The 24,124-nt window shown below is 63.0% G+C and carries 20 protein-coding genes; 4 read left to right on the top strand and 16 right to left on the bottom strand.

Going from position 1 to position 24,124, the window contains the following annotated elements; all coding sequences use genetic code 11:
- Window positions 1-85: 85 nt before the first annotated feature.
- The 5 genes from pstS to UC34_RS16480 all read right to left on the bottom strand — a co-directional run bounded on the left by pstS (window position 86) and on the right by UC34_RS16480 (window position 7,024).
- On the bottom strand, window positions 86-1,120 hold the full coding sequence (pstS, locus tag UC34_RS16460; protein WP_044456394.1) for a phosphate ABC transporter substrate-binding protein PstS: 1,035 nt from the start codon (window positions 1,118-1,120) through the stop codon (window positions 86-88).
- 500 nt (window positions 1,121-1,620) lie between these two features.
- Window positions 1,621-2,964: a phosphoglucosamine mutase gene (gene glmM / locus UC34_RS16465; RefSeq protein WP_044456395.1), complete on the bottom strand. Its 1,344-nt coding sequence runs from the start codon at window positions 2,962-2,964 to the stop codon at window positions 1,621-1,623.
- A gap of 133 nt (window positions 2,965-3,097) precedes the next feature.
- On the bottom strand, window positions 3,098-3,877 hold the full coding sequence (gene folP / locus UC34_RS16470; RefSeq protein ID WP_237165340.1) for a dihydropteroate synthase: 780 nt from the start codon (window positions 3,875-3,877) through the stop codon (window positions 3,098-3,100).
- 502 nt (window positions 3,878-4,379) lie between these two features.
- Window positions 4,380-6,254, bottom strand: a complete 1,875-nt coding sequence (gene ftsH, locus UC34_RS16475) for an ATP-dependent zinc metalloprotease FtsH (RefSeq protein ID WP_044456396.1) — start codon at window positions 6,252-6,254, stop codon at window positions 4,380-4,382.
- A gap of 119 nt (window positions 6,255-6,373) precedes the next feature.
- A complete protein-coding gene (locus UC34_RS16480) occupies window positions 6,374-7,024 on the bottom strand; it encodes an RlmE family RNA methyltransferase (protein ID WP_044456397.1) in 651 nt (216 codons plus the stop codon).
- Between the two features lie 147 nt (window positions 7,025-7,171).
- Here UC34_RS16480 and yhbY point away from each other — a divergent pair, with 147 nt between their 5' ends.
- The gene (yhbY, locus tag UC34_RS16485) at window positions 7,172-7,681 is read left to right on the top strand and encodes a ribosome assembly RNA-binding protein YhbY (RefSeq protein WP_044456398.1); all 510 of its coding nucleotides are present in this window, start codon (window positions 7,172-7,174) and stop codon (window positions 7,679-7,681) included.
- Window positions 7,682-7,850: 169 nt separating this feature from the next.
- On the opposite strand, the gene UC34_RS16490 is transcribed toward yhbY, so the two are convergent.
- The 8 genes from UC34_RS16490 to UC34_RS16525 all read right to left on the bottom strand — a co-directional run bounded on the left by UC34_RS16490 (window position 7,851) and on the right by UC34_RS16525 (window position 17,724).
- Window positions 7,851-8,366 carry a DUF4149 domain-containing protein gene (locus tag UC34_RS16490; RefSeq protein WP_044456399.1) on the bottom strand — a complete coding sequence of 172 codons (516 nt, stop codon included), beginning with the start codon at window positions 8,364-8,366 and terminating at the stop codon, window positions 7,851-7,853.
- Complete coding sequence (greA, locus tag UC34_RS16495; RefSeq protein ID WP_044456400.1) at window positions 8,350-8,826, bottom strand: transcription elongation factor GreA; 477 nt, start codon at window positions 8,824-8,826, stop codon at window positions 8,350-8,352. Before greA ends, UC34_RS16490 begins: the two co-directional genes overlap by 17 nt.
- Window positions 8,827-9,132: 306 nt before the next feature.
- Window positions 9,133-12,375 (bottom strand): carbamoyl-phosphate synthase large subunit, encoded by a 3,243-nt coding sequence (gene carB / locus UC34_RS16500; protein WP_044456401.1) that lies wholly within the window; start codon window positions 12,373-12,375, stop codon window positions 9,133-9,135.
- Between the two features lie 18 nt (window positions 12,376-12,393).
- Entirely contained in the window at window positions 12,394-13,065 is a 672-nt protein-coding gene (gene leuE / locus UC34_RS16505) for a leucine efflux protein LeuE (RefSeq protein ID WP_044456402.1), read from the bottom strand.
- A 46-nt stretch (window positions 13,066-13,111) separates the two neighbouring features.
- On the bottom strand, window positions 13,112-14,257 hold the full coding sequence (gene carA / locus UC34_RS16510; RefSeq protein WP_044456403.1) for a glutamine-hydrolyzing carbamoyl-phosphate synthase small subunit: 1,146 nt from the start codon (window positions 14,255-14,257) through the stop codon (window positions 13,112-13,114).
- 194 nt (window positions 14,258-14,451) lie between these two features.
- The gene (locus tag UC34_RS16515; RefSeq protein WP_044456404.1) at window positions 14,452-15,213 is read right to left on the bottom strand and encodes a FadR/GntR family transcriptional regulator; all 762 of its coding nucleotides are present in this window, start codon (window positions 15,211-15,213) and stop codon (window positions 14,452-14,454) included.
- Window positions 15,214-15,341: 128 nt separating this feature from the next.
- Window positions 15,342-16,955: an alpha,alpha-trehalase TreF gene (gene treF, locus UC34_RS16520; protein WP_218919549.1), complete on the bottom strand. Its 1,614-nt coding sequence runs from the start codon at window positions 16,953-16,955 to the stop codon at window positions 15,342-15,344.
- Window position 16,956: 1 nt separating this feature from the next.
- Window positions 16,957-17,724, bottom strand: coding sequence for an SDR family NAD(P)-dependent oxidoreductase (locus UC34_RS16525; RefSeq protein ID WP_044456405.1), 768 nt, complete (start codon window positions 17,722-17,724; stop codon window positions 16,957-16,959).
- 466 nt (window positions 17,725-18,190) lie between these two features.
- Between UC34_RS16525 and UC34_RS16530 the strand changes: the two genes are divergently transcribed.
- From UC34_RS16530 to UC34_RS16540, 3 genes are all read left to right on the top strand, one after another.
- Window positions 18,191-19,516: a C4-dicarboxylate transporter DctA gene (locus UC34_RS16530; protein WP_044456406.1), complete on the top strand. Its 1,326-nt coding sequence runs from the start codon at window positions 18,191-18,193 to the stop codon at window positions 19,514-19,516.
- Between the two features lie 154 nt (window positions 19,517-19,670).
- Window positions 19,671-20,693 (top strand): allantoicase, encoded by a 1,023-nt coding sequence (alc, locus tag UC34_RS16535; protein WP_044456407.1) that lies wholly within the window; start codon window positions 19,671-19,673, stop codon window positions 20,691-20,693.
- Window positions 20,694-20,832: 139 nt separating this feature from the next.
- On the top strand, window positions 20,833-21,384 hold the full coding sequence (locus tag UC34_RS16540; RefSeq protein WP_044456409.1) for an ureidoglycolate lyase: 552 nt from the start codon (window positions 20,833-20,835) through the stop codon (window positions 21,382-21,384).
- A 99-nt stretch (window positions 21,385-21,483) separates the two neighbouring features.
- Here the strand turns inward: UC34_RS16540 and UC34_RS16545 are convergent, their stop codons facing one another.
- The 3 genes from UC34_RS16545 to UC34_RS16555 form a co-directional block, all read right to left on the bottom strand.
- Complete coding sequence (locus UC34_RS16545; RefSeq protein WP_044458293.1) at window positions 21,484-21,894, bottom strand: RidA family protein; 411 nt, start codon at window positions 21,892-21,894, stop codon at window positions 21,484-21,486.
- A gap of 2 nt (window positions 21,895-21,896) precedes the next feature.
- Window positions 21,897-22,262: an acyl-CoA thioesterase gene (locus UC34_RS16550; protein ID WP_335645745.1), complete on the bottom strand. Its 366-nt coding sequence runs from the start codon at window positions 22,260-22,262 to the stop codon at window positions 21,897-21,899.
- A 171-nt stretch (window positions 22,263-22,433) separates the two neighbouring features.
- On the bottom strand, window positions 22,434-24,077 hold the full coding sequence (locus UC34_RS16555; protein ID WP_044456411.1) for an AMP-binding protein: 1,644 nt from the start codon (window positions 24,075-24,077) through the stop codon (window positions 22,434-22,436).
- Window positions 24,078-24,124 lie beyond the last annotated feature (47 nt).

A 24,124-nucleotide genomic window follows, 5' to 3' on the forward strand; every position in this document is an offset into this window, starting at 1 on the left:
TCGGCGCAGGCGGCGCGGATGATGCCGGTATCAAGGCGCCCGAGAACGCACATTCGCATCGTCGGGTGCCTCATTGCAGGGCGCTTTAGACGCCGGCCTTGGCGGCCGACTCGGCGACCTTGGCCTTCCAGCCGGCACGGATTTGCTTCAGGACGTCTTCCGGCAGCGGAATGTAGTCCAGTTCCTTAGCCGTGTTCACACCGTTCTTGAACGACCAGTCGAAGAACTTCAGCACGTCGGCGCTTTGCGCTTCCTTGCCGGCGTCAGCCTTCTGGTGCACGAGCACGAAGGTCGCTGCCACGATCGGCCACGACTTGTCGCCCTTCTCGTTCGTCAGGATCTGGTAGAACGTCTTCGACCACTCGGCCTTGCCGGCGGCAGCGGCGAACGTCTCGGCGGTCGGCTCGACCGTCTTGCCGTCGGCGTTGGTCAGGGCCGTGTACGTCAGCTTGTTCTGCTTGGCATAGGCCGACTCCACGTAGCCGATGGCGCCCGGCAGACGCTGCACGAAGGCCGCGACGCCGTCGTTACCCTTGCCGCCCGTACCCGTAGGCCAGTTGACCGTGGTGCCTTCGCCGACCTTGCTCTTCCACTCGGCGTTGACCTTCGAGAGGTAGTTCGTGAACACGAAGCTGGTGCCCGAACCGTCGGCGCGGCGAACCACGGCGATGTCGGTATCCGGCAGCTTGACCTTCGGGTTGAGCTTGGCGATGGCCGGATCGTTCCACTTCTTGATCTTGCCCAGATAGATGTCGCCCAGCACTTCGCCCGACAGCACGAGTTCGCCCGGCTTCACGCCCGGCACGTTCACAACCGGCACGATGCCGCCGACGACCGTCGGGAACTGGAACAGACCTTGTTTGGCGAGTTCTTCATCGGTCAGCGGGGCGTCCGAGCCGGCGAAATCGACGGTCTTGGCCTGAATCTGCTTGATGCCGCCCGACGAGCCGATACCCTGGTAGTTGACCTTGTTCTGGGTCGACTTCTGATAAGCGTCAGCCCACTTGGTGTAGATCGGTGCGGCGAACGTGCTGCCAGCGCCCGTAATCTCGCCCGCAATCGCGCCAGCGGCGAACAGAACGCCAGCCAGGCCGGCAATCGCAGTCTTCATCAGCTTCATGGATCTCTCCGAGTTGGTGTGGTACAGCGTGTGGATGGCTCGAAGAATAGATTCCGAATGTGACAGTAATGTGTCATTTTCGAAAGCTCACAATGGGAATGTCACGGAGTCGCCTCGAAATCGTCACATTGCATGCGATGCCCGGCGTGCCTCGCAGCCTTGGAAGAATCTTGAATTGACGCGGGTTTCGGCGCGATTGCACGGAAATCGGGCGCGTGAAAGGCCCCGCTTTCGGTCTGTGTCAGCCCTGTGACAGTGACGAAACGATGTCGGAATCCGTCTGACGACGTCGAGGGCACTGTCACAAATGTGTACGATGCCGCGCTCTGGTTGCCATCGAGGGAAGGTTGAGGAGATCGACGTCGCCAGGCGATTCCTGGCGGTGGGGGCGGCGACGTCAGAGCAGACGTCGCCGGTGGGGAAATGCAAGGACCCGCCGCACGGGTTGGCCAATCGATGGGCCGGTGGACCGACGGTCCAAGGGTTCAGCGGTCAGGCCATCAAGCCGCTGCTTTTACCACGTTAGCCAGATGTTGGGCAAACCCGGAAGCCTGCGACTCGTCGCGCGCTTCGACCATCACCCGCAGCACCGGCTCGGTGCCCGACGCGCGAATCAGTACGCGGCCCGAATCGCCCAGCTTGGACTCGACGATCTCGCGCTCGGCCGCCAGACGTGCATCAGCCTGCCAGTCGTACCCGGCGGGCGTGCGCACATTGATCATGTGCTGCGGGAACAGACGCACGCCCTCGAGCAGCCTGGCGAGCGGTTTGCTGTCCGCACGGCGGATAGCCGCGAGCACCTGGAGGGCCGAGACGATGCCGTCGCCCGTCGTGTGCTTGTCCAGACACAGAATATGCCCGGAGCCTTCCGCCCCGATCTGCCATCCGTGCTTGTGCAACTGCTCCAGCACGTAGCGATCGCCGACTTTGGCGCGCACGAACGGGACACCCAGTTCCTTGAGCGCCACTTCGACGGCCATGTTGGTCATGAGCGTGCCCACGGCACCCGGTACGCCGCCATTGCTCAGGCGATCCTTCACCAGGAGATACAGCAGTTCGTCGCCGTTGTAGAGACGGCCCGCGCTGTCCACGATTTGCAGACGGTCGGCGTCACCATCGAGCGCCACGCCGAGATCCGCATGGTTCGCCCGCACCGCGCGCATGAGCGCGTCGGGGGCGGTGGCGCCGCAGTCTTCGTTGATGTTGAATCCATTCGGCTGGTTGCCGATGGCGATGACTTCCGCGCCGAGTTCGTGGAACACGTGCGGCGCGATGTGATACGCCGCGCCGTTGGCGCAATCGACCACGATCTTCATGCCACGCAGATCGAAATCGTTCGGGAACGTGCTCTTGCAGAACTCGATGTAGCGACCGGCGGCGTCATCCAGACGGCGCGCCTTGCCGAGTTGCTCGGAGCGCACGCAGGTCATCGGGTTGTCCAGTTCGGCCTCGATGGCGAGCTCGGTCTGGTCCGGCAGCTTGTTGCCGTCCGCCGAAAAGAACTTGATACCGTTGTCGTGATACGGGTTGTGCGATGCACTGATCACGACACCGGCCGCCAGACGAAGCGCCCGGGTCAGGTAAGCGACAGCGGGTGTGGGCATCGGGCCGGCCAGCATGGTGTCCACGCCCGCCGCGGCGAAGCCGGCTTCCAGCGCGGCTTCGAGCATGTAACCGGAGACACGCGTGTCCTTGCCGATCAGTACCGTGGGACGCCCCAGCGTCTGGTTACCCGCCAATACGCGCCCTGCCGCGTAGCCCAGGCGCAGCACGAACTCCGGCGTAATCGGGCTCTCGCCCACCGTGCCGCGAATTCCATCGGTCCCAAAATAGCGTCGTTTCATCGTTGCATCGTTCCCAATTGAAGCGGCGCGCGGGTTGACGGGTGAAGGTCCGTTCGCGCGCGCGTTCTTTGTGTCTTGTACTTGTCGTGTCGTGTCGCGTATGGCGATATCGGGTCTGGACGGGGCGAATGCCTCAGTCGGCCTCGCGCACCGCCTGCCAGACCTTGAGGGCATCGACGGTTTCCGCGACGTCGTGCACCCGCACGATCGCCGCGCCCCGTTCGGCGGCGCACATGGCGGCTGCAACACTTGCCACCCGGCGATCCTGCGGCGTCTGACGACCGGTGATCTCGCCCAGCATCCGCTTGCGCGACATGCCGACCAACAACGGCAGACCGTCACGCGACAGCACTCGCAAATGCTTGAGCAAGGCGAGATTATGAGCGAGATTCTTGCCAAAACCGAATCCCGGATCGAGATAAAGACGCGAGGGCGCCACACCGGCGCAGAGCATGGCGTCCACGCGGCCGTCGAGAAATGCGGCGACTTCGGTGACGACGTCCGTGTAGATCGGGGCGTCCTGCATGGTTTTCGGGTCGTGCAGCATGTGCATGATGCACAGCGCCGCTTCGCTGTCTCGCACGGCATCGATCGCGCCCGGCTGCTGGAATCCCCAGATGTCGTTGATCATATCGGCACCCGCGGCCAACACGGCGCGCATTACGCCGGGCTTGTAGGTGTCTACGGAGAGCGGCACGCCGCAGTTCCGAAGCGCTTCGACGATCGGCACCACGCGCGCGAGTTCAGCGTCTTCCGGCAGGGCTTCGGCGCCCGGACGGGTCGATTCGCCGCCGATGTCCAGAATGTCGACGCCGTCGGCCAGCAATTGTTCGGCATGGCGCAGCGCCGCGTCGCGCGCCACGAACTTGCCGCCATCGGAAAACGAGTCGGGCGTCACGTTGAGGATACCCATGACGTGCACGCGACGGGCGTCGAGCCGGAAACGCGGTCCCAGCGCCAGCGTGTCGGGTTTGACCGGGGCCTGTACGGCACTTGCCGGCAAGACGATTTCCTGCGCTGCGTCGGCCGACACAGCGTTCGGAGCGTTATGAGAATGGGGTTGCGACTGCTCGGTGGACATGCGAAAGCTCGTAGCTCAATAAAACCCAAAAACCCGTATGGCAGCCTGCACGTCGAAGGCTCGGGGCTGGCCCGGCGCTCCGGCGTGCCGGACGCCCGTATGGCCGTAATGTTACCGGAATCGTCTGTCACTTCGACCATGGAAACACTCGGTAACACCGAAATTCACGGTCTTGCCTGCCGGATGGAACGTTCCGTTCGTCGCGCCGATCGGCCCGGCGGGCGCTGAAGTGACTTGTCACCGCCGTCTGAAATACATAATGCAAAATGCAAAAAGGCCGGCAAGATGCCGGCCTTTCCAGGTAACAGGGTACTTCCCCCTGTCGTGGCGCTCGTCAGACGGTCGCCGGGGTGTTGCTGGGCTTGAGCGGCGGGTTGCCACCCGAAGCACCGCCATTCGTCGGACCACCCTTGGGCGGACGCGGCGGACGGTCTTCCATGATGTCGCCAATCTGCTCGCCGTCGATCGTTTCCCATTCCATCAGGGCTTCGGTCATCGACTCGACCTTCGAACGGTTGTCTTCCAGCAGCTTCTTGGCCAGCGCGTACTGCTCGTCCAGAATGCGGCGCACTTCCGCGTCGACCTTCTGCTGCGTGGCTTCCGATACCGACTTGGCCGACATACGGCCGAACACCGAATCCTGCTCCGTGTCGACGTAGACCATCGGGCCCAACGCGTCCGACATACCGTAGCGGGTCACCATGTCGCGCGCCAGCTTGGTGGCGCGCTCGAAGTCGTTCGAAGCGCCCGTCGACATCTTGTTGATGAAGACCTCCTCTGCTGCACGGCCACCGAACAGAATCGCGATCTGCGTGAGCATCGTGTCGCGGTACTCGGAGTACTTGTCGTGCTCCGGCAACTGCATCGTCAGGCCGAGTGCCCAACCACGCGGAATGATCGTCACCTTGTGCACCGGATCGGCGCCCGGGAGCAGCATCGCAACCACGGCGTGGCCCGACTCGTGATAAGCCGTGGCACGGCGCTCTTCGTCGCGCATGACTGCCGACTTGCGCTCCGGACCCATGAAGATCTTGTCCTTCGCGTCTTCGAAGTCGAGCATCTCGACGATGCGCTTGTTACGGCGCGCGGCGAACAGCGCTGCTTCGTTCACCAGGTTGGCCAGATCGGCGCCCGACATCCCCGGCGTACCACGTGCGATAACCGAGGCGTCGACGTCGTTCGCGATCGGCACCTTGCGCAGGTGCACCTTCAGAATTTGCTCGCGGCCACGGATATCCGGCAAACCGACATAGACCTGACGGTCGAAACGTCCCGGACGCAGCAGCGCCTTGTCGAGTACGTCCGAACGGTTGGTAGCCGCGATCACGATCACGCCCGAGTTGGCCTCGAAGCCGTCCATCTCGACCAGCATCTGGTTCAGCGTCTGTTCGCGCTCGTCGTTACCGCCGCCCATGCCGGCGCCACGATGGCGACCCACGGCGTCGATTTCGTCGATGAACACGATACAGGGCGATTGCTTCTTCGCATTTTCGAACATGTCGCGAACACGGGCAGCGCCCACGCCGACGAACATTTCCACGAAGTCCGAGCCCGAGATGCTGAAGAACGGCACCTTGGCTTCGCCGGCAATCGCACGCGCGAGCAGCGTCTTACCGGTTCCCGGCGGGCCGACGAGCAACACGCCACGCGGAATACGACCGCCCAGCTTCTGGAATTTCTGCGGATCTTTCAGGAAGTCGACCAGTTCGCCGACCTCATACTTGGCTTCGTCGCAACCCGCGACGTCGGCAAATGTGACCGGATTGGCATTCTCGTCGATGAGGCGCGCGCGGGATTTGCCGAAGGAAAAGGCACCGCCCTTACCTCCCCCCTGCATCTGTCGCATCATGTAGAACCAGAAGCCGATGATCAGCAACGTGGGACCGAGGTAGTAAAGGGCGGACATGAGCACGTTCGGTTCATCGTCGGCCTTACCCGAGACCTGAACGCCGTACTTCATGAGATCGCCAACCATCCAGATGTCGCCCGGCGACACGATGGTATATTTCTGGCCGTCGCTGGGCGTCACCTGAAGGCTGCGCCCCTGAACCACCACGTTCTTGATTTTGCCGTTCTTGGCATCGTCCATGAACTGGGAGTACGTCACGCCCTCCTGGACGTGCGGCTTGTCGAACTGTTTAAAAACAGTAAACAAGACCAGCGCGATGACTAACCACACCGCCGCTTTGGAAAACATATTATTGTTCAAAGCGTTGCTCCTTCATGAAATCGCTTCGCGCCAGGAATTCATTCTAATCCACTCGCAGGCGCACCGCTATAGTGATTCTCTACCGCCACCATAGCGCCGGTGCGCTGGTTTGACGGGCATCAAGCCGGTTTTTTCAAACCCCGACCCAGAATGAACGTTTCGGAGGATTTGTCTCGGGACGCCTTCGGCTTGCGCGGCGCCACGGTTTTGAACTGGTGTTTGAATTTTTCGACAATCTGGCTATAGCCGCTGCCGTGGAAACATTTGACCAGTAACGCTCCTTCCGGTTTCAGGTGTCGCTGTGCAAAATCCAGCGCCAGATCGCATAGATGCTCGATCCGCGCCGCATCGGCCGACGCCACACCGGACAAGTTGGGGGCCATATCGGAAACTACAAGGTCGACTTTCCGGCCAGCGACGATTTCTTCCAGCTGTTCGAGCACACTGTCCTCACGGAAGTCGCCCTGCAGGAAATGGACGTCGGCAATCGGCTCCATCGGCAGAATATCCAGCGCGATGATCGTCCCGTCGATGCCGCCGTCGACGCGCTTGCCCGCCGCCAGCTTGTTACGAGCGTACTGACTCCAGCTGCCCGGCGTCGATCCGAGGTCGACAATGACCTGACCCGGCTTGATCAGCCGGTCCTGTTCGTCGATCTCCTTGAGCTTGTAGGCCGCACGGGCGCGATAACCCTCGCGCTGCGCCATTTTGACGTAGGGATCGTTGATGTGATCGTGCAACCACGCGTGGTTGAAACGGTTTTTTGCCATAATTCTTCAAAAACACTGCGAATTTGCAGGATAATACGCCCTTGCGCGCCCAAAATCCCTTAGCCGGTCGGCAGATGCCGCCGGCCTCGTAAGCTGGATACCACGGTTTGCGGGCGCATCCTAACTCGTTTGTCTCGTCTGTCTTCTATGCCCGCTTTGACCCTGACCCCGGCGCAACGCGCCGACTTGCGCTCTGCCGCCCATGCGCTGAATCCCGTCGTTCTGATCGGCGCCGATGGCTTGACGCCGGCGGTGCTCAAGGAAATCGACGGCGCCCTGAAGGCCCACGAACTGATCAAAGTGCGTGTGTTCGGCGACGAACGTGACGCACGCGTGGCCATTTACGAATCCATCTGCGACCAGTTGGGCGCGGCGCCCGTACAACACATCGGCAAGTTGCTGGTGCTGTATCGTCCGACTCGTCCGACCCCGGATGAAAAACCGACGCCCGTTCGCGCCCGGTCCGGCGGCACCGGCACGACGGTCAAGGGCCGCGCCCCGCGCACCGTGACCGTCGTCAAGACCAGCACCAACGCCGGTCGTCGCCCGACCGTCAAGAAAGTCACGGTCGCCGGCAACGAACGCATGACGGCGGGTGGCATCGTCAAGCGCGCAAAGAAACGCCAGACCAGCGTCAAGCGCCAGCGCAACGACTAAGTCGCCAAACGCGACGCACTCAACGCGTTTCGCCCGCCCTCAAAAGAACGCGCCCTGACATCGTCGGGCGCGTTTTTTGTTGGTGAAACGGCAAAGTCGGGTACAAAACGGGTACGGAACGGACAGGAAACGGGCATGGGTCGGCCACGCTCGCCCACCGCTGCGGCTTTTAGCCGCGCACCGGCTGTCGCCAGATCAGCGCAACGCCAAGCAGGCTTTGCAGCAGATAGATACCGCTCGAAATGCCGTGAAGCATGCCAAAACGTGCGGCATGGGCCGATTGGCCAATGTCCACGCCGGACGCTTCCGCCTGCGCGCGCAGCTGTGCCATGAAAGGCTGCAAAGCGAACGAGCTGATCAGCACGCACACCATCATCGCCACCGCCAGCCAGCGCAGCACCCGGTAGCTACGCGCCACCGACGCATCGGCCGTACGCGAGATGAGCGCCGTCGCCAGCCAGACCAGCAACACACCACAGACCAGACTCAGCCAGGCCTGGGAGTGAAACAGTCGCCCGGCGACCGTGCCGGCCACCATGCGCGACTCAAGCACGGCGAAGAGCGTGGGGGCCACGAGGTAACCGATGGCCCACTGGCTGCCGCACCAGACGGTCGCAATCAGCCGGAACAGACGTTCGAGCCGTGGCGCGCCGCCGGTAGACGTCACGTCAGACGTAGCGGACATCGATGATCTCGTACTCACGCACGCCGCTCGGGGCCTGCACTTCGGCCACATCGCCTGCGTACTTACCGATCAATGCACGGGCAATCGGCGAACTCACCGAAATCTTGCCGTGCTCCAGGTCCGCTTCGTCGTCACCGACGATTTGATACTCGACCGTGCCGCCGTTCTCGAGGTCTTCGAGCTCGACGGTCGCAGCAAAGACCACGCGGCCCTCGGCGTCGAGCGCCGCCGGGTCGATAATCTGGGCTGCCGAGAGCTTCGATTCCAGATCGGCAATGCGACCTTCGATGAAGCCCTGCTTTTCCTTTGCGGCGTCGTACTCCGCATTTTCCGACAGATCGCCCTGCGCACGGGCTTCAGCAATCGCAGTGATCACGTTCGGACGTTCGACGGTCTTCAGGCGGTGCAGCTCTTCCTTGAGCAGCTCAGCGCCCCGCTTGGTCAGAGGAATGGTACTCATGCGCGTTGTTCCGAAAGACAAAAAAATTGCCGCAGCTAAGCCGCATTCGCACTTTTTGCGAACGCCGCTCGACCGCGGCTGTGACACCTGTGTTGCGCTAGTGTAGCAGAGTTGCCGACGCTGCCAACCGGAGGACCGGTCGTGCGGCGCGGCACCCTACGCAGAGCACAATCGGTGCGCGTTTAAAGCATTTGGCGCCCCCAACAGGGATCAGTTCCCCGACGGGCGCGCCATTTGTTTTGCGTCTTTGCCCGGAACGGCGACAACCACCGACCATCCCGGGCGCACCCACCGCAACGCGCCAGCTTACGCCGGCAGTTGCGCATGCAGCCCCTGAAGGTCATAGACCTCGAGGTTTTGCAGGTATTTCAAGCCTTCCACGGCGGCGCGGGCGCCCGAGATCGTCGTGTAATACGTGACCTTGTGCGCCTGTGCCGACATCCGGATCGAGCGCGAATCGGCAATCGCGGTGCGGGTTTCATCCACCGTGGTGAACACCAGCGCGATTTCGCCGTTCTTGATCATGTCGACAATGTGCGGACGGCCGTCCTTCACCTTGTTGACCACACGCACGGGGATTCCGGCGGCTTCGATTGCGGCGGCGGTGCCGCGCGTGGCGATGATCGGGTAGCCCAGCGCGTGCAACATGCGGGCGACTTCGACAGCGCGCGGCTTGTCGGCATCCTTGACCGTGAGCAACACCGTGCCCGACGCGGGCAGGCGCGAGCCCGCCGCCAGTTGCGACTTGAAGAGCGCTTCACCGAACGTGCGGCCAACCCCCATCACTTCGCCCGTCGAGCGCATTTCCGGTCCAAGCACCGGGTCGACACCCGGGAACTTCACGAACGGGAACACCGCTTCCTTGACGCTGTAGTACGGCGGCACGACCTCGCCGTTCACGCCTTGCGACGTGAGCGACTGCCCGGCCATCGCGCGCGCGGCGATCTTGGCCAACTGACGGCCGGTCGCCTTCGACACGTACGGCACCGTACGCGAGGCGCGCGGATTCACTTCCAGCACATAGATCGTGTCGACGCCGTTGCCCTGTTGAATCGCGAACTGCACGTTCATCAGGCCGACCACGTTCAGCGCCCTGGCCATCTCGGCCGTCTGACGCTTGAGCTCGGCAATGGTCTCGGCCGACAGCGAGTACGGCGGCAGCGAGCAGGCCGAGTCGCCCGAGTGAACGCCCGCCTGTTCGATGTGCTCCATCACGCCGCCGATGTAGACGTCCTTACCGTCCGAAATGCAGTCGACGTCGCACTCGATCGCATCGTCGAGGAAGCGATCGAGCAGCACCGGGCTGTCGTTGCTCACCTTGACGGCCTCGCGCATGTAGCGCTCCAGGTCACGCGGCTCGTGCACGATTTCCATCGCGCGACCGCCCAGCACGTACGACGGGCGAACCACCAGCGGATAGCCGATCTCGGCCGCCAGCTTGAGGGCTTCGTCTTCGGCGCGGGCCGTACGGTTCGGCGGCTGACGCAGTCCGAGGTCCTGCAGCAGCTTCTGGAAGCGCTCGCGGTCTTCTGCGGCGTCGATCATGTCAGGGCTCGTGCCGATGATCGGCACACCATTCGCTTCGAGATCGAGCGCGAGCTTCAGCGGGGTCTGACCGCCATATTGGACGATCACGCCGACCGGCTTTTCCAGATCCACGATTTCCAGCACGTCTTCGAGCGTGACCGGTTCGAAGTACAGGCGATCGGACGTGTCATAGTCCGTCGACACCGTTTCCGGGTTGCAGTTGACCATGATGGTCTCGTACCCGTCTTCGCGCAGCGCGAGCGCGGCGTGCACGCAGCAATAGTCGAACTCGATACCCTGACCGATACGATTCGGGCCACCGCCCAGCACCATGATCTTCTTCTTGTCGGTCGGCTGGGCTTCGCACTCTTCCTCGTAGGTCGAGTACATGTATGCGGTGTTCGTCGAGAATTCGGCGGCGCACGTGTCCACGCGCTTGTAGACCGGGCGCACCTTCTGGGCGATACGCGCCTTGCGAACGGCAGTCTGATCGGTGCCGAGCAGCTTGGCCAGACGGCGATCCGAGAAGCCGCTTTGCTTCAGGAAGCGCAGCTCTTCGGTCGACAGGCTTTCCAGCGTACGGCCGGCGAGCGCCTTTTCCTTCTTGACGATGGCTTCGAGCTGCGCCAGGAACCACGGATCGATGGCGGTCTCGGCATACACTTCTTCGAGGCTCATGCCCAGACGGAAGGCGTCGCCCACGTACCAGATACGGTCCGGGCCCGGCTCGCCGATTTCGGCCACGATTTCGTCACGATCGGTCGACTTCTCATCTAGACCGTCCACACCGACTTCCAGGCCACGCATGGCCTTCTGGAACGACTCCTGGAACGTGCGCCCCATGGCCATCACTTCACCGACCGACTTCATCTGCGTGGTCAGGCGGGCATCGGCCTCGCGGAACTTCTCGAAGGCGAAACGCGGCACCTTGGTCACGACGTAATCGATCGTCGGCTCGAACGAAGCCGGCGTCGCACCGCCCGTGATTTCGTTGCGCAATTCGTCGAGCGTATAACCCACGGCCAGCTTGGCTGCGACCTTGGCGATCGGGAAGCCAGTGGCCTTCGAGGCCAGTGCCGACGAACGCGACACACGCGGGTTCATTTCGATGACGACCATACGGCCGTCCTTCGGATTGATCGAGAACTGCACGTTCGAGCCGCCCGTCTCCACACCGATCTCGCGCAGCACGGCGAGCGATGCGTTACGCAGCAGTTGGTATTCCTTGTCGGTCAGCGTCTGCGCCGGGGCCACGGTGATCGAGTCGCCCGTGTGCACGCCCATCGGGTCGAGGTTCTCGATCGAGCACACGATGATGCAATTGTCGGCGCGGTCGCGCACGACTTCCATCTCGAACTCCTTCCAGCCCAGCAGCGACTCTTCGATGAGCAGTTCGCGCGTGGGCGAGAGGTCGAGACCGCGCTTGCAGATCTCTTCGAACTCTTCGCGGTTATAAGCGATACCGCCGCCCGAGCCGCCGAGGGTGAACGACGGACGAATCACCATCGGATACCCGCTGCCGCCGATTTCGGCAACGATCTGCGCCTGCACCGCCAGCGCCTCTTCCATCGAGTGAGCGATGCCCGACTTGGCCGAACCGAGACCGATCTTGGTCATCGCGTCCTTGAACTTCTGACGGTCTTCGGCCTTGTCGATGGCTTCCGGCGACGCGCCGATCAGCTCGACCTTGTACTTGTCGAGCACGCCGTGACGGTGCAGGTCGAGCGCGCAATTCAGCGCGGTCTGGCCACCCATCGTCGGAAGAATGGCATCCGGGCGCTCCTTGGCGATGATGCGCTCGACGACTTCCCAGGTGATCGGCTCGATGTAGGTGACATCGGCCGTATCCGGGTCGGTCATGATCGTGGCAGGGTTGCTGTTGATCAGGATGACCTTGTAGCCTTCCTCGCGCAGCGCCTTGCAGGCCTGTGCGCCGGAATAATCGAACTCGCATGCCTGACCGATGATGATCGGGCCGGCGCCGATGATGAGGATGCTCTTGATGTCTGTGCGCTTTGGCATAACGTTCTCAACAAAAATTTAACTCAGCGTCGCGGTCGCGAGCTTCACACCGAAGCCGACGAACAACGCGCCCACGCCGCCGGTTGCCCCGGCGCTCAACCGGCGACGTTGCCGGAAGTGCTCGGCCAGGCGGTAACCGGCCAGGATCAGCGTGCTCAGATACAGGAAACTGCACGTCTGCACGATCACGCCCAGCACGGCAAACGACACCGCGGGGTAGGCGTAGCCCGGATCGACGAACTGGATGAAAAACGACACGCAGAACAGGATCGCTTTCGGATTGAGCAGGCTGATGAACAGTGCGCGCCGGAACGGCTGATCCGCGTCGACCTGCTTCGGCGCGGCAACGGCCGATGCCTGCGGATTGGCGCGGGCAGCGCGGGCGTTGGCAATGGCGCCGCGCAGCATGTTCAGGCCCATCCAGCAAAGATAGGCGGCGCCGAGGTACTTGACCACGAAGAACAGCGCCGGCTGCGCATGCAGCAGCGACGCCACACCGGCCGCCGACAGCGTCATGAGGATGGTGTCGCCGAGGAACACGCCGCAAGCGCCCGCGTAACCCTGACGAACGCCGCGCTGTGCGGCCACGGCGAGCACGTAGAGCGAGTTCGGTCCCGGCAGCAAAATGACGACCACGACCCCGGCCAGATACGTCCAGAGGTTGAGGATGCCGATCGAGTTTCCGAGCATGATGCGTGTGTTCCTTTCCTGTTTCCTGATCCCGTCGCGTACGCGCTTATGCGGACGCCTTCGCGTCGGCCATCGACTTGACGAAGCGGTCGAACAGATAGCCGATGTCGTGCGGGCCGGGCGATGCTTCGGGGTGACCCTGGAAGCAGAATGCCGGGCGATCCGTCAGCTCGAAGCCCTGCAACGTGCCGTCGAACAGCGAGACGTGCGAGACACGCGCGTTGGCCGGCAGGCTATTTGCGTCCACTGCGAAGCCGTGGTTTTGCGACGTGATCACGACACGGCCCGTGTCGAGATCCTTCACCGGGTGGTTCGCACCGTGGTGACCGGTCTTCATCTTGAGCGTCTTGGCGCCCACGGCCAGGCCCATGATCTGGTGGCCCAGGCAGATGCCGAAGGTCGGAATGCGGCGCTCCAGGAACGTGCGGGTTGCGGCGATGGCGTAATCGCACGGCTCCGGGTCGCCGGGGCCGTTCGAGAGGAACACGCCGTCCGGATTCAGGGCGAACACGTCGTCGGCCGAGCTCTGCGCGGGCAATACGGTGACCTTGCAGCCACGCTCGGCGAGCATGCGAAGAATGTTGCGCTTCACACCGTAGTCGAGGGCGACCACGTGGAACTTCGGCGCCTTCTGCTCGCCGTAGCCTTCGCCCAGACGCCATTCCGTCTCGGTCCACGAATACGACGCCGCGGTCGAGACGACCTTGGCAAGGTCCATGCCGGCGAGGCCCGGGAACGATTGGGCGAGTGCGATGGCCTTGGCTTCGTCGGCTTCTTCTCCGGCGAGGATGCAGCCGTTCTGGGCGCCCTTGTCGCGCAGGATTCGGGTCAGGCGGCGCGTGTCGATGCCGGCGATGGCGACGACGCCTTCGTCCTTCAGGTATTGCGACAGCGTCTTGTCGGCGCGGAAGTTCGAGTCGAGGATCGGCAGATCCTTGATGATCAGGCCGGCGGCATGGACTTTCGTGGCTTCGACGTCTTCACCGTTGACGCCCGTGTTGCCGATGTGCGGATACGTCAGTGTGACGATCTGGCGCGCATAGCTGGGGTCGGTGAGGATTTCCTGATAGCCGGTAATGGCCGTATTGAAGACCACTTCACCGATGGTGTGACCGGCAGCGCCGATGGCGTACCCACGAAAGACCGTGCCGTCAGCGAGCGCGAGAATGGCGGGTGGGAATGACGGCAGCACGGGAAACTCCTGAAGGGTTCACCCTGCTGCCAGCCCCATCGTCCGCTCGCGATGACATCAGCGCGGGCACCGGAATTGCGCGGAATATGCGCACAGCGGATGCTCGGACTGCGGACGAGATGTCAGGCGGGTAGGCGCTAGGGTGAGGGTTAAATGACTAAAACCTTCAAAGTATAGCGCATTTCCGGTTCATCTCAAAGCTGAACGTGTGGGGCACCAGTACGCTCTGCGTTCTCCCTGAGGGGCGAGGCGCCGCCGGACGGATACGCAGAGGGGATAGGGAAGTGAATGCCCGCCCGCTGGGCCGCCAGCACGATGTGGCGCTCCATCGCGGCGCCTGCGGCGGCACCGTCATGCCGCCTGAGGGCGTCCAGGATCTCCAGATGTTCATGATAGGTGGAAAGCACCAGTTCCCGTTGGTAGAACGGCAAACGCTGGCTTTCCATCACGATTTCCGTACTGCCGCGCAGAATGTCGGCAATGGCCGCGTTGCCCGCGAGCCCGACGATGCGCAAGTGAAAGGCAAAATCCAGTTGGGCGGCGGTGTCGACATCGCCCTCGACGAGCGCGCCCTTCATCGATTCGACGTTGTCCGTGAGCCACTCGATCTCGCTCACGCTGGCCGCGAGCGCCGCGAGCCGGGCGGCGAAGCCCTCCAGCGCATAGCGCAACTGGTACGTATCGGCGAGCGAGATCTGGTCCGCAAAGCGCCAGGCGACGCCGATGCGCGACGACGCGTCGTTCACGTACACGCCCTTGCCGGGGCGTATCGCGACCATGCCGAGCGCTTCGAGCGTCGACAGGGCTTCGCGCAGCGAGGCGCGGCTGATGGAGAGTTCCTCGGCGAGCTGACGTTGCGAGGGCAGCATCGCACCGGCCGGATAGACCTGACGTTCGATGCGTTCGCGAATCGTGGCGACGGCGGCGTCGGTTACGGCATGCGCCGAATGCTTCATGGGGCCTCACAGGAAATGCAAATGTGCGTATGGCGCATTGTACGACGCCAAATTTCCCGCCACGCGAGCCTGCCCTCGCGGCCGCAGAAGCCCCGCCCCACGGGAGCGCCACCGAACACCGACGCGCACTATTGCCGTGCTCTCACCCGATGCGCATGGTGATCCGGATGCTCGCCCATCAGGCGCCGCACCACACCGTTGGTCCATCCAAACCCATCCTGCAGCGGGTACTCGCCCCCGCTGCCGCCGCTCGCGCTCATCGCGTCGCTCGTATGCAGCGAGTACTTCTCCACGAGCTTGCTCTCACGCGCGTAGAGCGAACTGACCGTGCACAACCACCGATGCGCGATGTCGTTCGCGAGCCGATGCTCCCCATACTTGCGCAGCCCGTGGATACCGATCCATTGCAGCGGCGCCCAGCCATTGGGCGGGTCCCATTGCTGAAGACTGGATGTCTCGGTCGTGCGCAGCCCGCCGGCGGCCAGCATGCGTTGCGCCATCGTGGCCGCCGAGCGGTGCGCCTGCTCCCGGGACGCCAGACCGACGAACAACGGCGCGGCCATCGCTGCGGACAATTGCGGACGCGGCGCGCCAAGTTGCCAGTCGTAGTCGACGAACGCCCCCTGCGCGTCCGACCAGAGATAACGGGTCATGGCATCGCGCCGCGCCTGCGCGCGCAAGGCGAACGCGCGCGCCGTCTCGGCATCGCCGCCCGCCTCGCTGAGTCTGGCGATCTGCGTCTCTGCGGCATACAGAAAGCTGTTCAGGTCGACCGGCAAAATCGCTGTCGTGCGGATGGACGACAGGTCGTTGGCGTTCGCGAGCCATCGCGAGCTGAAATCCCAGCCCGACGCCGCACCGGCGCGCAGATCCCGATAAACCTCACCGGCGCGACGACGCGGCGCATCGAGCGCGGTCGTCACGTCCTCCAGATAGCCTTCCTCACGCGGCGTTTCGCGCTCGTCCCAATAGCGATTGAGCAATGCGCCATCGGGCAAACGCACCAGATGGCGATAGGCATCACCGGGCCTGAGCGACGCCTCGCCTGCCATCCAATAGTCGTATTCCCGGCGCAGATGCGGCAGATACCGTAACGCGCGCGCCACACCGTGCGACTCGAAAAGCGCCACCATCAGCGCATACACCGGCGGCTGCGAGCGGCTGAGATAGTAAGTTCGGTTGCCGTTCGGAATATGGCCGTACGTATCGATGAGGAAGGAGAAATTGTCCGCCATGCTCACGAGCAGGTCGTGACGGCCGCTGTGCGCGAGCCCGAGCATCGTGAAATAGGAGTCCCAGTAATAGAGTTCGTGAAAGCGTCCGCCGGGCACGACATAGGCGCGCGGCAGCGGCAGCAGCGAACTGTCGGCCGGATGCGCGTCGGGCTCGCGCATGAGCACGTCCCAAAGCCCGTCGATATGCGCGACCAGACCCTGCGCCGGGTCGGCGACATAGGCGCTCGGCGGCGTGCGTTCCAGCGTGAAGTGAGTCACCACGAATTGCGCAAGATCGAAGCCGGGCTTGGCCGCGTCTTCACGATACCGGCGCATGATCTCCTGCGGCGCGCGCAACGGTGCGCAATCCACGAACGTCTTGCTGTCCGGAAAAATGCGTTGCGACTGAACCGCCACGAAGAGGTCCCCATAGCGATCGGCGGGCGTGAGCACATCGGACGGCGCGCTGTGCGCCACGTCGGGCGTCATGCCGCCCTGAGCCAGGGTGCGTTGCGCGGTGTCCGTCATGTCATTGCTCCGCGTAGTTCCACAGCAGTCCGCCGTCGACGAACAGCGTCGTGCCGGTCACGTAGCTGGATTCGGGTGAGGCAAGGAACAGCACGGCATTGGCGATCTCGGCGGGATTGGCGAGGCGTCCGAGCGGAATGTTCGCCACCAACGCGGCAAGTTGCGCCTTGTCGGCGAGCAGTTGCTGATTGATCGGTGTGCCCACGGCGCCCGGGGCGACGTTGTTCACCGTAATGCCGAGCGGCGCGAGCTCGATGGCGAGATTGCGCATCATCATCTTCATGCCGCCCTTGCTCGCGCAATAGCTGGTGAAGTGCGGGAACGGCAATTCCTCGTGCACCGAGCTGACGTTGACGATACGCCCGCCGCGCTTCGTCTCACGCAAGTGCCTGACAAAGGCTTGCGTGAGAAAGAACGCCCCTTTCAGATTGACGTTCATGACGAGATCGTAGTCGGCTTCGGTCACATCGAGAAACGCGGCGCGCCGCTCGACCCCGGCGTTGTTGACCAGCACATCGATGCGCCCCATTTGCGCTACGGCCCGTTCGATGACGGCACGATCCTCATCCACGCGCCCAACGTCGCCCGCAATCACGCAACCGTCGCTGCCCGCCGCTCGCACGGCATCGAGGGTCTGCTCGGCCATCGCATTGTCGAGGCGGTCCTCCACCACGATACGCGCGCCTTCCTGCGCGAAACGAACCGCGATGGCACGGCCGATACCCTGCGCACTGCCGGTCACGAGTACCACCATGTCCTTCATTCGCATGGCGCCTCCCTGAAGTTTGCCCTGGGAATCTGCGCGCCGGTGGCCCCCTTTCTTCGCGTTCCGCACGGCGCGTCAGATGCCAGTGCGACTCCGCGCGGGAATGCGAAGTTCACGAAGATTTCGGCGGATTCACCCAGTAAAACAAGAACTTCCACGCCAAACCACCAACGTGGAACGCGAAGCGCAGCGAAACCTCGCTCCCTAGGGATTCCCCTCAAAAGACACCGCTTGACCTGACTATATTGGCTTTCTAATATTCTCCATAACACCACTGGTCAGACCGGTATGACTTGTCGACATATCCTGATGGACGCTGGTGTGGGCGATGTCACACGTCGCCATGCAGCATCTGCAATCCGCCTTACCGCTGTATCGCTGTACAGAATCAGCCCCCCAAGAGCAGTCCATTCGATACTGAGATCGCGAAATCCGAGAGAGTGATTTGCGCAGGCAGAGGAGACAAACCATGCCCAAGCTGTTCCGTTCGTTGTTTGGCCGAGTCGTCATTGCGTTGATTGTGGGTGTGGCGCTAGGCATCTGGTTTCCGCAGTTGGGAGAGTCGTTGCGTCCGTTGGGCGACGGCTTCCTGAAGCTCATCAAGATGGTGATCGGCCCGATCGTTTTCTGCGTCGTCGTAAGCGGTATGGCCAGCGCAGGCGACCTGCGCAAGGTCGGTCGTGTCGGCGTCAAGGCCATCATCTACTTCGAGATCATTACGACCTTCGCGCTGGTCATCGGCGCCGTGCTCGCGTGGGTCACCCGCCCCGGCGCGGGCATGAACATCGACGTTCGCACCCTCGACGCGAGTTCGATGGCCGCGTATGCCGAGAATGCCAAGAGCCTGAAAGACACGGCGGGCTTCCTGCTCAAGATCATTCCCAACACCATTACGGACGCGTTCGCCAAGGGCGACATCCTTCAGATTCTGGTGTTCTCGGTGATGTTCGGATGCGCCCTGGCGGCATTGGGCGAGCGGGGTCGTCCTGTGGCGCGGTTCATTGAAGATCTGAGCCACGTCTTCTTCCGCGTGATGGCCTTCATCATCCGGCTCGCGCCGCTGGGCGTGCTTGGGGCGGTGGCATTCACCACCGGCAAATACGGCGCGTCGTCGCTCAAGCAACTCAGCTTGCTCGTGCTCGTGTTCTATGCAAGCTGCTTTGTCTTCGTGACGGTGGTGCTGGGCGGCGTGTTGCGGCTCGCGGGCTTCAACATCTTCAAGTTCATCAAGTATTTCCGGGAAGAGTTGTCCATCGTGCTGGGCACCGCATCGTCCGACGCCGTGCTGCCGACCATCATGCGCAAGCTCGAGTGGATGGGCATCAAGAAGTCGACGGTGGGTCTGGTCGTGCCGACGGGCTACTCCTTCAATCTCGATGGTTTCTCGATCTACCTGACGCTGGCGGTCATCTTCATTGCGCAGGCGACGAATACGCCGCTGTCTACACACGACCTCATTCTCGTGGTGCTGGTATCGCTGCTGACCTCCAAGGGCGCGCACGGCATTCCGGGATCGGCCATCGTGATTCTGGCCGCCACGCTTGCCGCCATTCCCGCCATCCCCGTGATCGGTCTCGTACTCATCCTGCCGGTGGACTGGTTCGTGGGCATTGCGCGCGCCATCACGAACCTGCTGGGCAATTGCGTGGCAACGCTTGTCGTGGCGGCATGGGAGAAGGATGTCGACTTTGCGCGAGCGCACAAAGTGCTGGACGGCCTGCTGCCGTACGAGCCGATTGCGCCGTCCGAAGACGGTAGCGAAGCGGCACCGGCCAACGCGGCACTGACGCGTTGACAACCGGTCGATGACACGGTGATGACGCATTGAGCATCGTGCCAATCGACTTGAGGAGCATGGCGGGCGCCGTGGTCTTCATCGCAAGCCAAGTATTTTCCGCCGACGCCATATCGATAGCACGTCGGCATCTTCCTCTGGAGTGATTCGCAACATGGCCCTCGCCCCGCAAGACCCGAACGCACCGGAATTCGTGCGCCGTTACGTCAACCTGGCCGACCCGCGGCTGGGCGCTCAGGCGCTCGTCGCCAGCGACGAATTCTTTGCGGCCAAGGAGCGCATGCTCAGTCCCGAGCCTGCCGTCTTCATTCCCGGCAAGTACGACGAGAACGGCAAGTGGATGGACGGCTGGGAGACGCGTCGCAAGCGCGTGAACGGCTACGACTGGTGCATCGTCAAGCTCGCGCGCCCGGGCGTGCTGTTCGGGGTCGATCTCGACACCAGCCATTTCACCGGCAATTTCCCGCCCGCCGCATCGCTCGAAGGCTGCTACAGCCCGAACGGCGCGCCGTCGGACTCGGCCGACTGGTTCGAGTTGCTGCCCTCGACCACGTTGCAGGGCAACGCGCACCACTACCATGACATCGCGCAGCAGCGCGCCGTCACGCACGTGCGCGTGAACCTGTATCCCGACGGCGGCCTCGCCCGCCTGCGTCTGTACGGCCTGCCGCAAAGCGACTGGGCCGCACGCTCGGGCGACGAACTCATCGATCTGATCGCGATGGAAAACGGCGGCTATGTCGTGGCGGCCAACAACCAGCACTTCGGCCTTGCCTCCAACCTGCTGATGCCCGGGCGCGGCGTGAACATGGGCGACGGGTGGGAGACACGCCGTCGTCGCGAGCCGGGCAACGACTGGGCCATCATCGCGCTCGCGCAGCCGGGCGAGATCAGCAAGATCGAAGTCGACACGGCGCACTTCAAGGGCAACTTCCCGGACCGCTGCTCGATTCAGGCCGCGTTCGTCACGGGCGGCACCGAGCAGTCGCTCATCACGCAGTCGATGTTCTGGCCCGTGTTGCTGCCGGAGCAAAAGCTCGCGATGGACAGGCAATTCACTTTCGACGAGCCGGTGCAGAAGCTGGGCGCGATCACGCACATCCGCTTCAACATCATTCCGGACGGCGGGGTGTCGCGTCTGCGGCTGTGGGGTCGCCTGAGCGAGAAGACGGCATAAGCCGCATGGCGGAATTAGCAGGCAAGTAGCAGGAAAGTAGCAGGAAAGTAGCAGCACTACGCCCTCTCGCAGTCGACGACAGACCATCGACGCGCGGCGCGAGGGGGGCGCAACGAACAAGGCAAAAAAGGAGCAGGGTATGCGCGATGTGCGCGATACGGCAGCACCGGCATTGAAAATCGAGCGACTCACGCGCGAGGCATTTGCTCCGTTCGGCGACGTGATCGAGTTGGCAGGGGCGAAGCATTTCGCGATCAATGGCGGCACGACCGAGCGATTCCACGATCTGGCGACGGTGGACCTGGGCCCGGAGGGCGGGCGCACGCTGGTCAACGTCTTCCGAGGTCAGCCGCGGCAGCTGCCGTACGAGGTGAAGATGCTGGAGCGTCACCCGCTGGGCAGCCAGGCGTTCATCCCGCTCAAGACCACGCCGTATCTGGTCGTCGTTGCGCCCGCGGGCGAGCTGGACGTGAGCCGGATCCGCGCGTTCGTCTCGGATGGCTGGCAGGGTGTGAACTACGCCAGAGGCGTATGGCACCACCCGCTGCTGGCGTTGCACGAGGTGAGCGACTTCATCGTCGTGGACCGAGGCGGCGACGGGCACAACTGCGACGAACTGGATCTGCCCTCGACGTACTGGCTCACGCAGGCCGAACTGGACGCCGTACAGGCCAGACCGAAAGCGGCGTGATTCAGCCGGAGCGGACGGAGCAGAAATGAAAAAAAACGCCGGGTCAGTTCATCATTCACGCCCGGCGTTTTTCATGGAACCGACGATGTCGCGGTCGCCTCAGGCGGCAGGCGGCACCACAGCCGTCACTTCGATCTCGACCTTGGCCTCGTCCTCGACCAGATCGGCGACTTCCACTGCCGTCATCGCAGGAAAGTGACGGCCGATCACGGCGCGGTAGTGTTCACCGATGGCAGGATAGTTGGCCACGTACTCGCGTTTGTCCTTCACATACCAGGTCATGCGAACGATGTGCTCCGGCTTCGCATTCCCCTCGGCCAGAATCGCAACGATGTTCTCGAGGGTCTGACGCACCTGAAGCGCAAAATCGTCGGTTTCGAAACGTTGCTGCCCGTTCCAGCCGATCTGGCCGCCGACGAACACGATGCGGCTACCAACCGTCATCTCGAAAGCCATGCCATTGGCGTAACCGCGCGGTTTCGCCCATTCGGGCGGTTGCAGAACTTGCAGCATCAGGACACTCCTTCAATGTCAGAATCAGGTGCGGCAAAGCGCACAATCGCTTCGCGCTGGGCGGCAGGCACGGCGATCGGGGCGGGCCGGCCGCCCTCGCCTTTCGCGACCCAGACCAGCACCAGCGTCGCTTGCAGACGCGTCTCGTCGTTCGCGCCGGCGAATCGAATACGCAGCGTCATCGACGAGCGACCAAGGCGCGTAACCTCCAGCGAGCGCACGAGCGTGTCGCCCAAAAAACTCGGCGCGCTGAATCGGCATTCGATATTTGCCGTCGGCACGCCCATGCCTTCGCGCAGATGCATCTCGCCGAACGACAGGCCCAGCCCTTCGGCGCACCAGTCCTCGACGAGATCGTTGATCATCTCGAAATAGCGCGGATAAAACACAATGCCCGCCGGATCGCAGTGTTTGAACCGCACCAGCAATGGCTTCACGAAAGCGTGTTGCGCCACGTCAGCCCCCGTCCTCATTCGTCTTTCTCACCTAAAGTCAGTGGGCGCCCACTGGAGCACCCACTCCCCCATCACGACCGCTTACTGCGCCATCTGACGCAGCTTGAAGCGTTGCAACTTGCCCGTCTCCGTGCGCGGCAGCGTGTCGACGAACTCGATCGCGCGCGGGTATTTGTAGGGCGCGATGTTAGCCTTCACATACTCCTGCAGCGCTTTCACCATGGCGTCGTCGCGCGGTTGGCCTGCCTTGAGCACGACGTAGGCCTTCACTATCTGGCCGCGTGCGTCATCGTTGGCGCCGACCACGCCGCACTCCGCAACCGCCGGATGCTGCAACAGCGCCGACTCCACTTCGGGACCCGCGATGTTATACCCGGCGGAGACGATCATGTCGTCCGAGCGTGCCTGATAGTAGTAATTGCCCGCTTCGTCGCACATGAACGTGTCGCCCGGCAGATTCCAGCCGTTCTTCACGTAATTCTTCTGACGCGAGTCCGCCAGGTAGCGGCATCCTGTGGGCCCTTTCACCGCCAGCTTGCCCACCGTGCCCGGGGGCACCGGCTGCATTTTCTCGTCCACGATCATCGCGATGTAGCCCGGCACCGGCTTGCCGATCGCCCCGGGCACCACATCGCCGTTGGCCGCGGAGATGAAGATATGAATCATCTCCGTGCCTCCGATGCCATCGATCATCTCGATGCCGGACGCTTGCTTCCAGAGCTGACGCGTCGCATCGGGCAACGCCTCGCCCGCCGACACCGTCTTCTTCAGACTGGACAGATCGTACTTGCCGACTAGCGCCGCCATCTGACGGTAGAACGTGGGGGCCGTGAAACAGATCGTCGCGCGATAGTCGGCAATTGCTTGCAGCAGACTGTCCGGCGTGAGCTTTTCCAGCAGCACCGTCGCCGCACCGACGCGCAGCGGAAACGTCAGCAGGCCGCCCGTGCCGAAAGTGAACGCTAACGGGGGAGTGCCGCAGAAGATGTCGTCCGGCCCCGGCTTGAGCACGTGACGCGGGAACAGATCGCACATCGCCAGCACGTCGCGATGAAAATGCATCGTGCCCTTCGGCTGTCCGGTCGTGCCGCTCGTGAAGGCGATCAGACAGACGTCGTCGACCGCCGTGTCACAGGCCTCGAAGCTCGCCGGCTGACGCGCCATGCGCGCCTCCAGTGAGTCCTCACCAACGTCATGGAAGTACACCACGCTCGACAGTACCGGGCAGTGGTACTCGTGCCCGGCCTGACGGTTGAACTCCAGCTCCTCTTTGAGCCGGCCATCGCACAATGCGGCGCTCACCTGCGCCTTGTCGACGATCTGCTTGAGTTCCTTCGCGCGCAACAGCGGCATCGTCGGCACGCCGACCAGCCCTGCCTTGATCACCGCCAGCCATGCGGCGGCCATGAACAGATTGTTCGGTCCGCGCAGCAGCACACGGTTGCCCGGCACCAGCGCCATATCGTTACGCAACACGTGGGCGATGCGATCGACCATCTCGCGCAGGCCGAGATAGGTCGTGACGGTCGGCTTGCCGTTCTCGACCGAGTAGATCGCGGGTGCGTCGCCGCGTCCATCGGCAATCGCGCGGTCGAGCAATTCGGCGGCGCAATTGATGCGCGCCGGGTATGCCACGTCCGGATTGTCGAGCAGAAACTCGGGCCACTGATCGGCAGGCGGCAGATTGTCGCGTGCGAAAGTGTCGAGATGTCCAGATCGTTCCATGTGCTTCTCCTTGCCCCCGGTAATCAAGCATGACGTCGACGCATCGC

Origin of the sequence: Pandoraea vervacti (assembly GCF_000934605.2) — a bacterium.
GTDB classification, from domain to species: Bacteria; Pseudomonadota; Gammaproteobacteria; order Burkholderiales; family Burkholderiaceae; genus Pandoraea; species Pandoraea vervacti.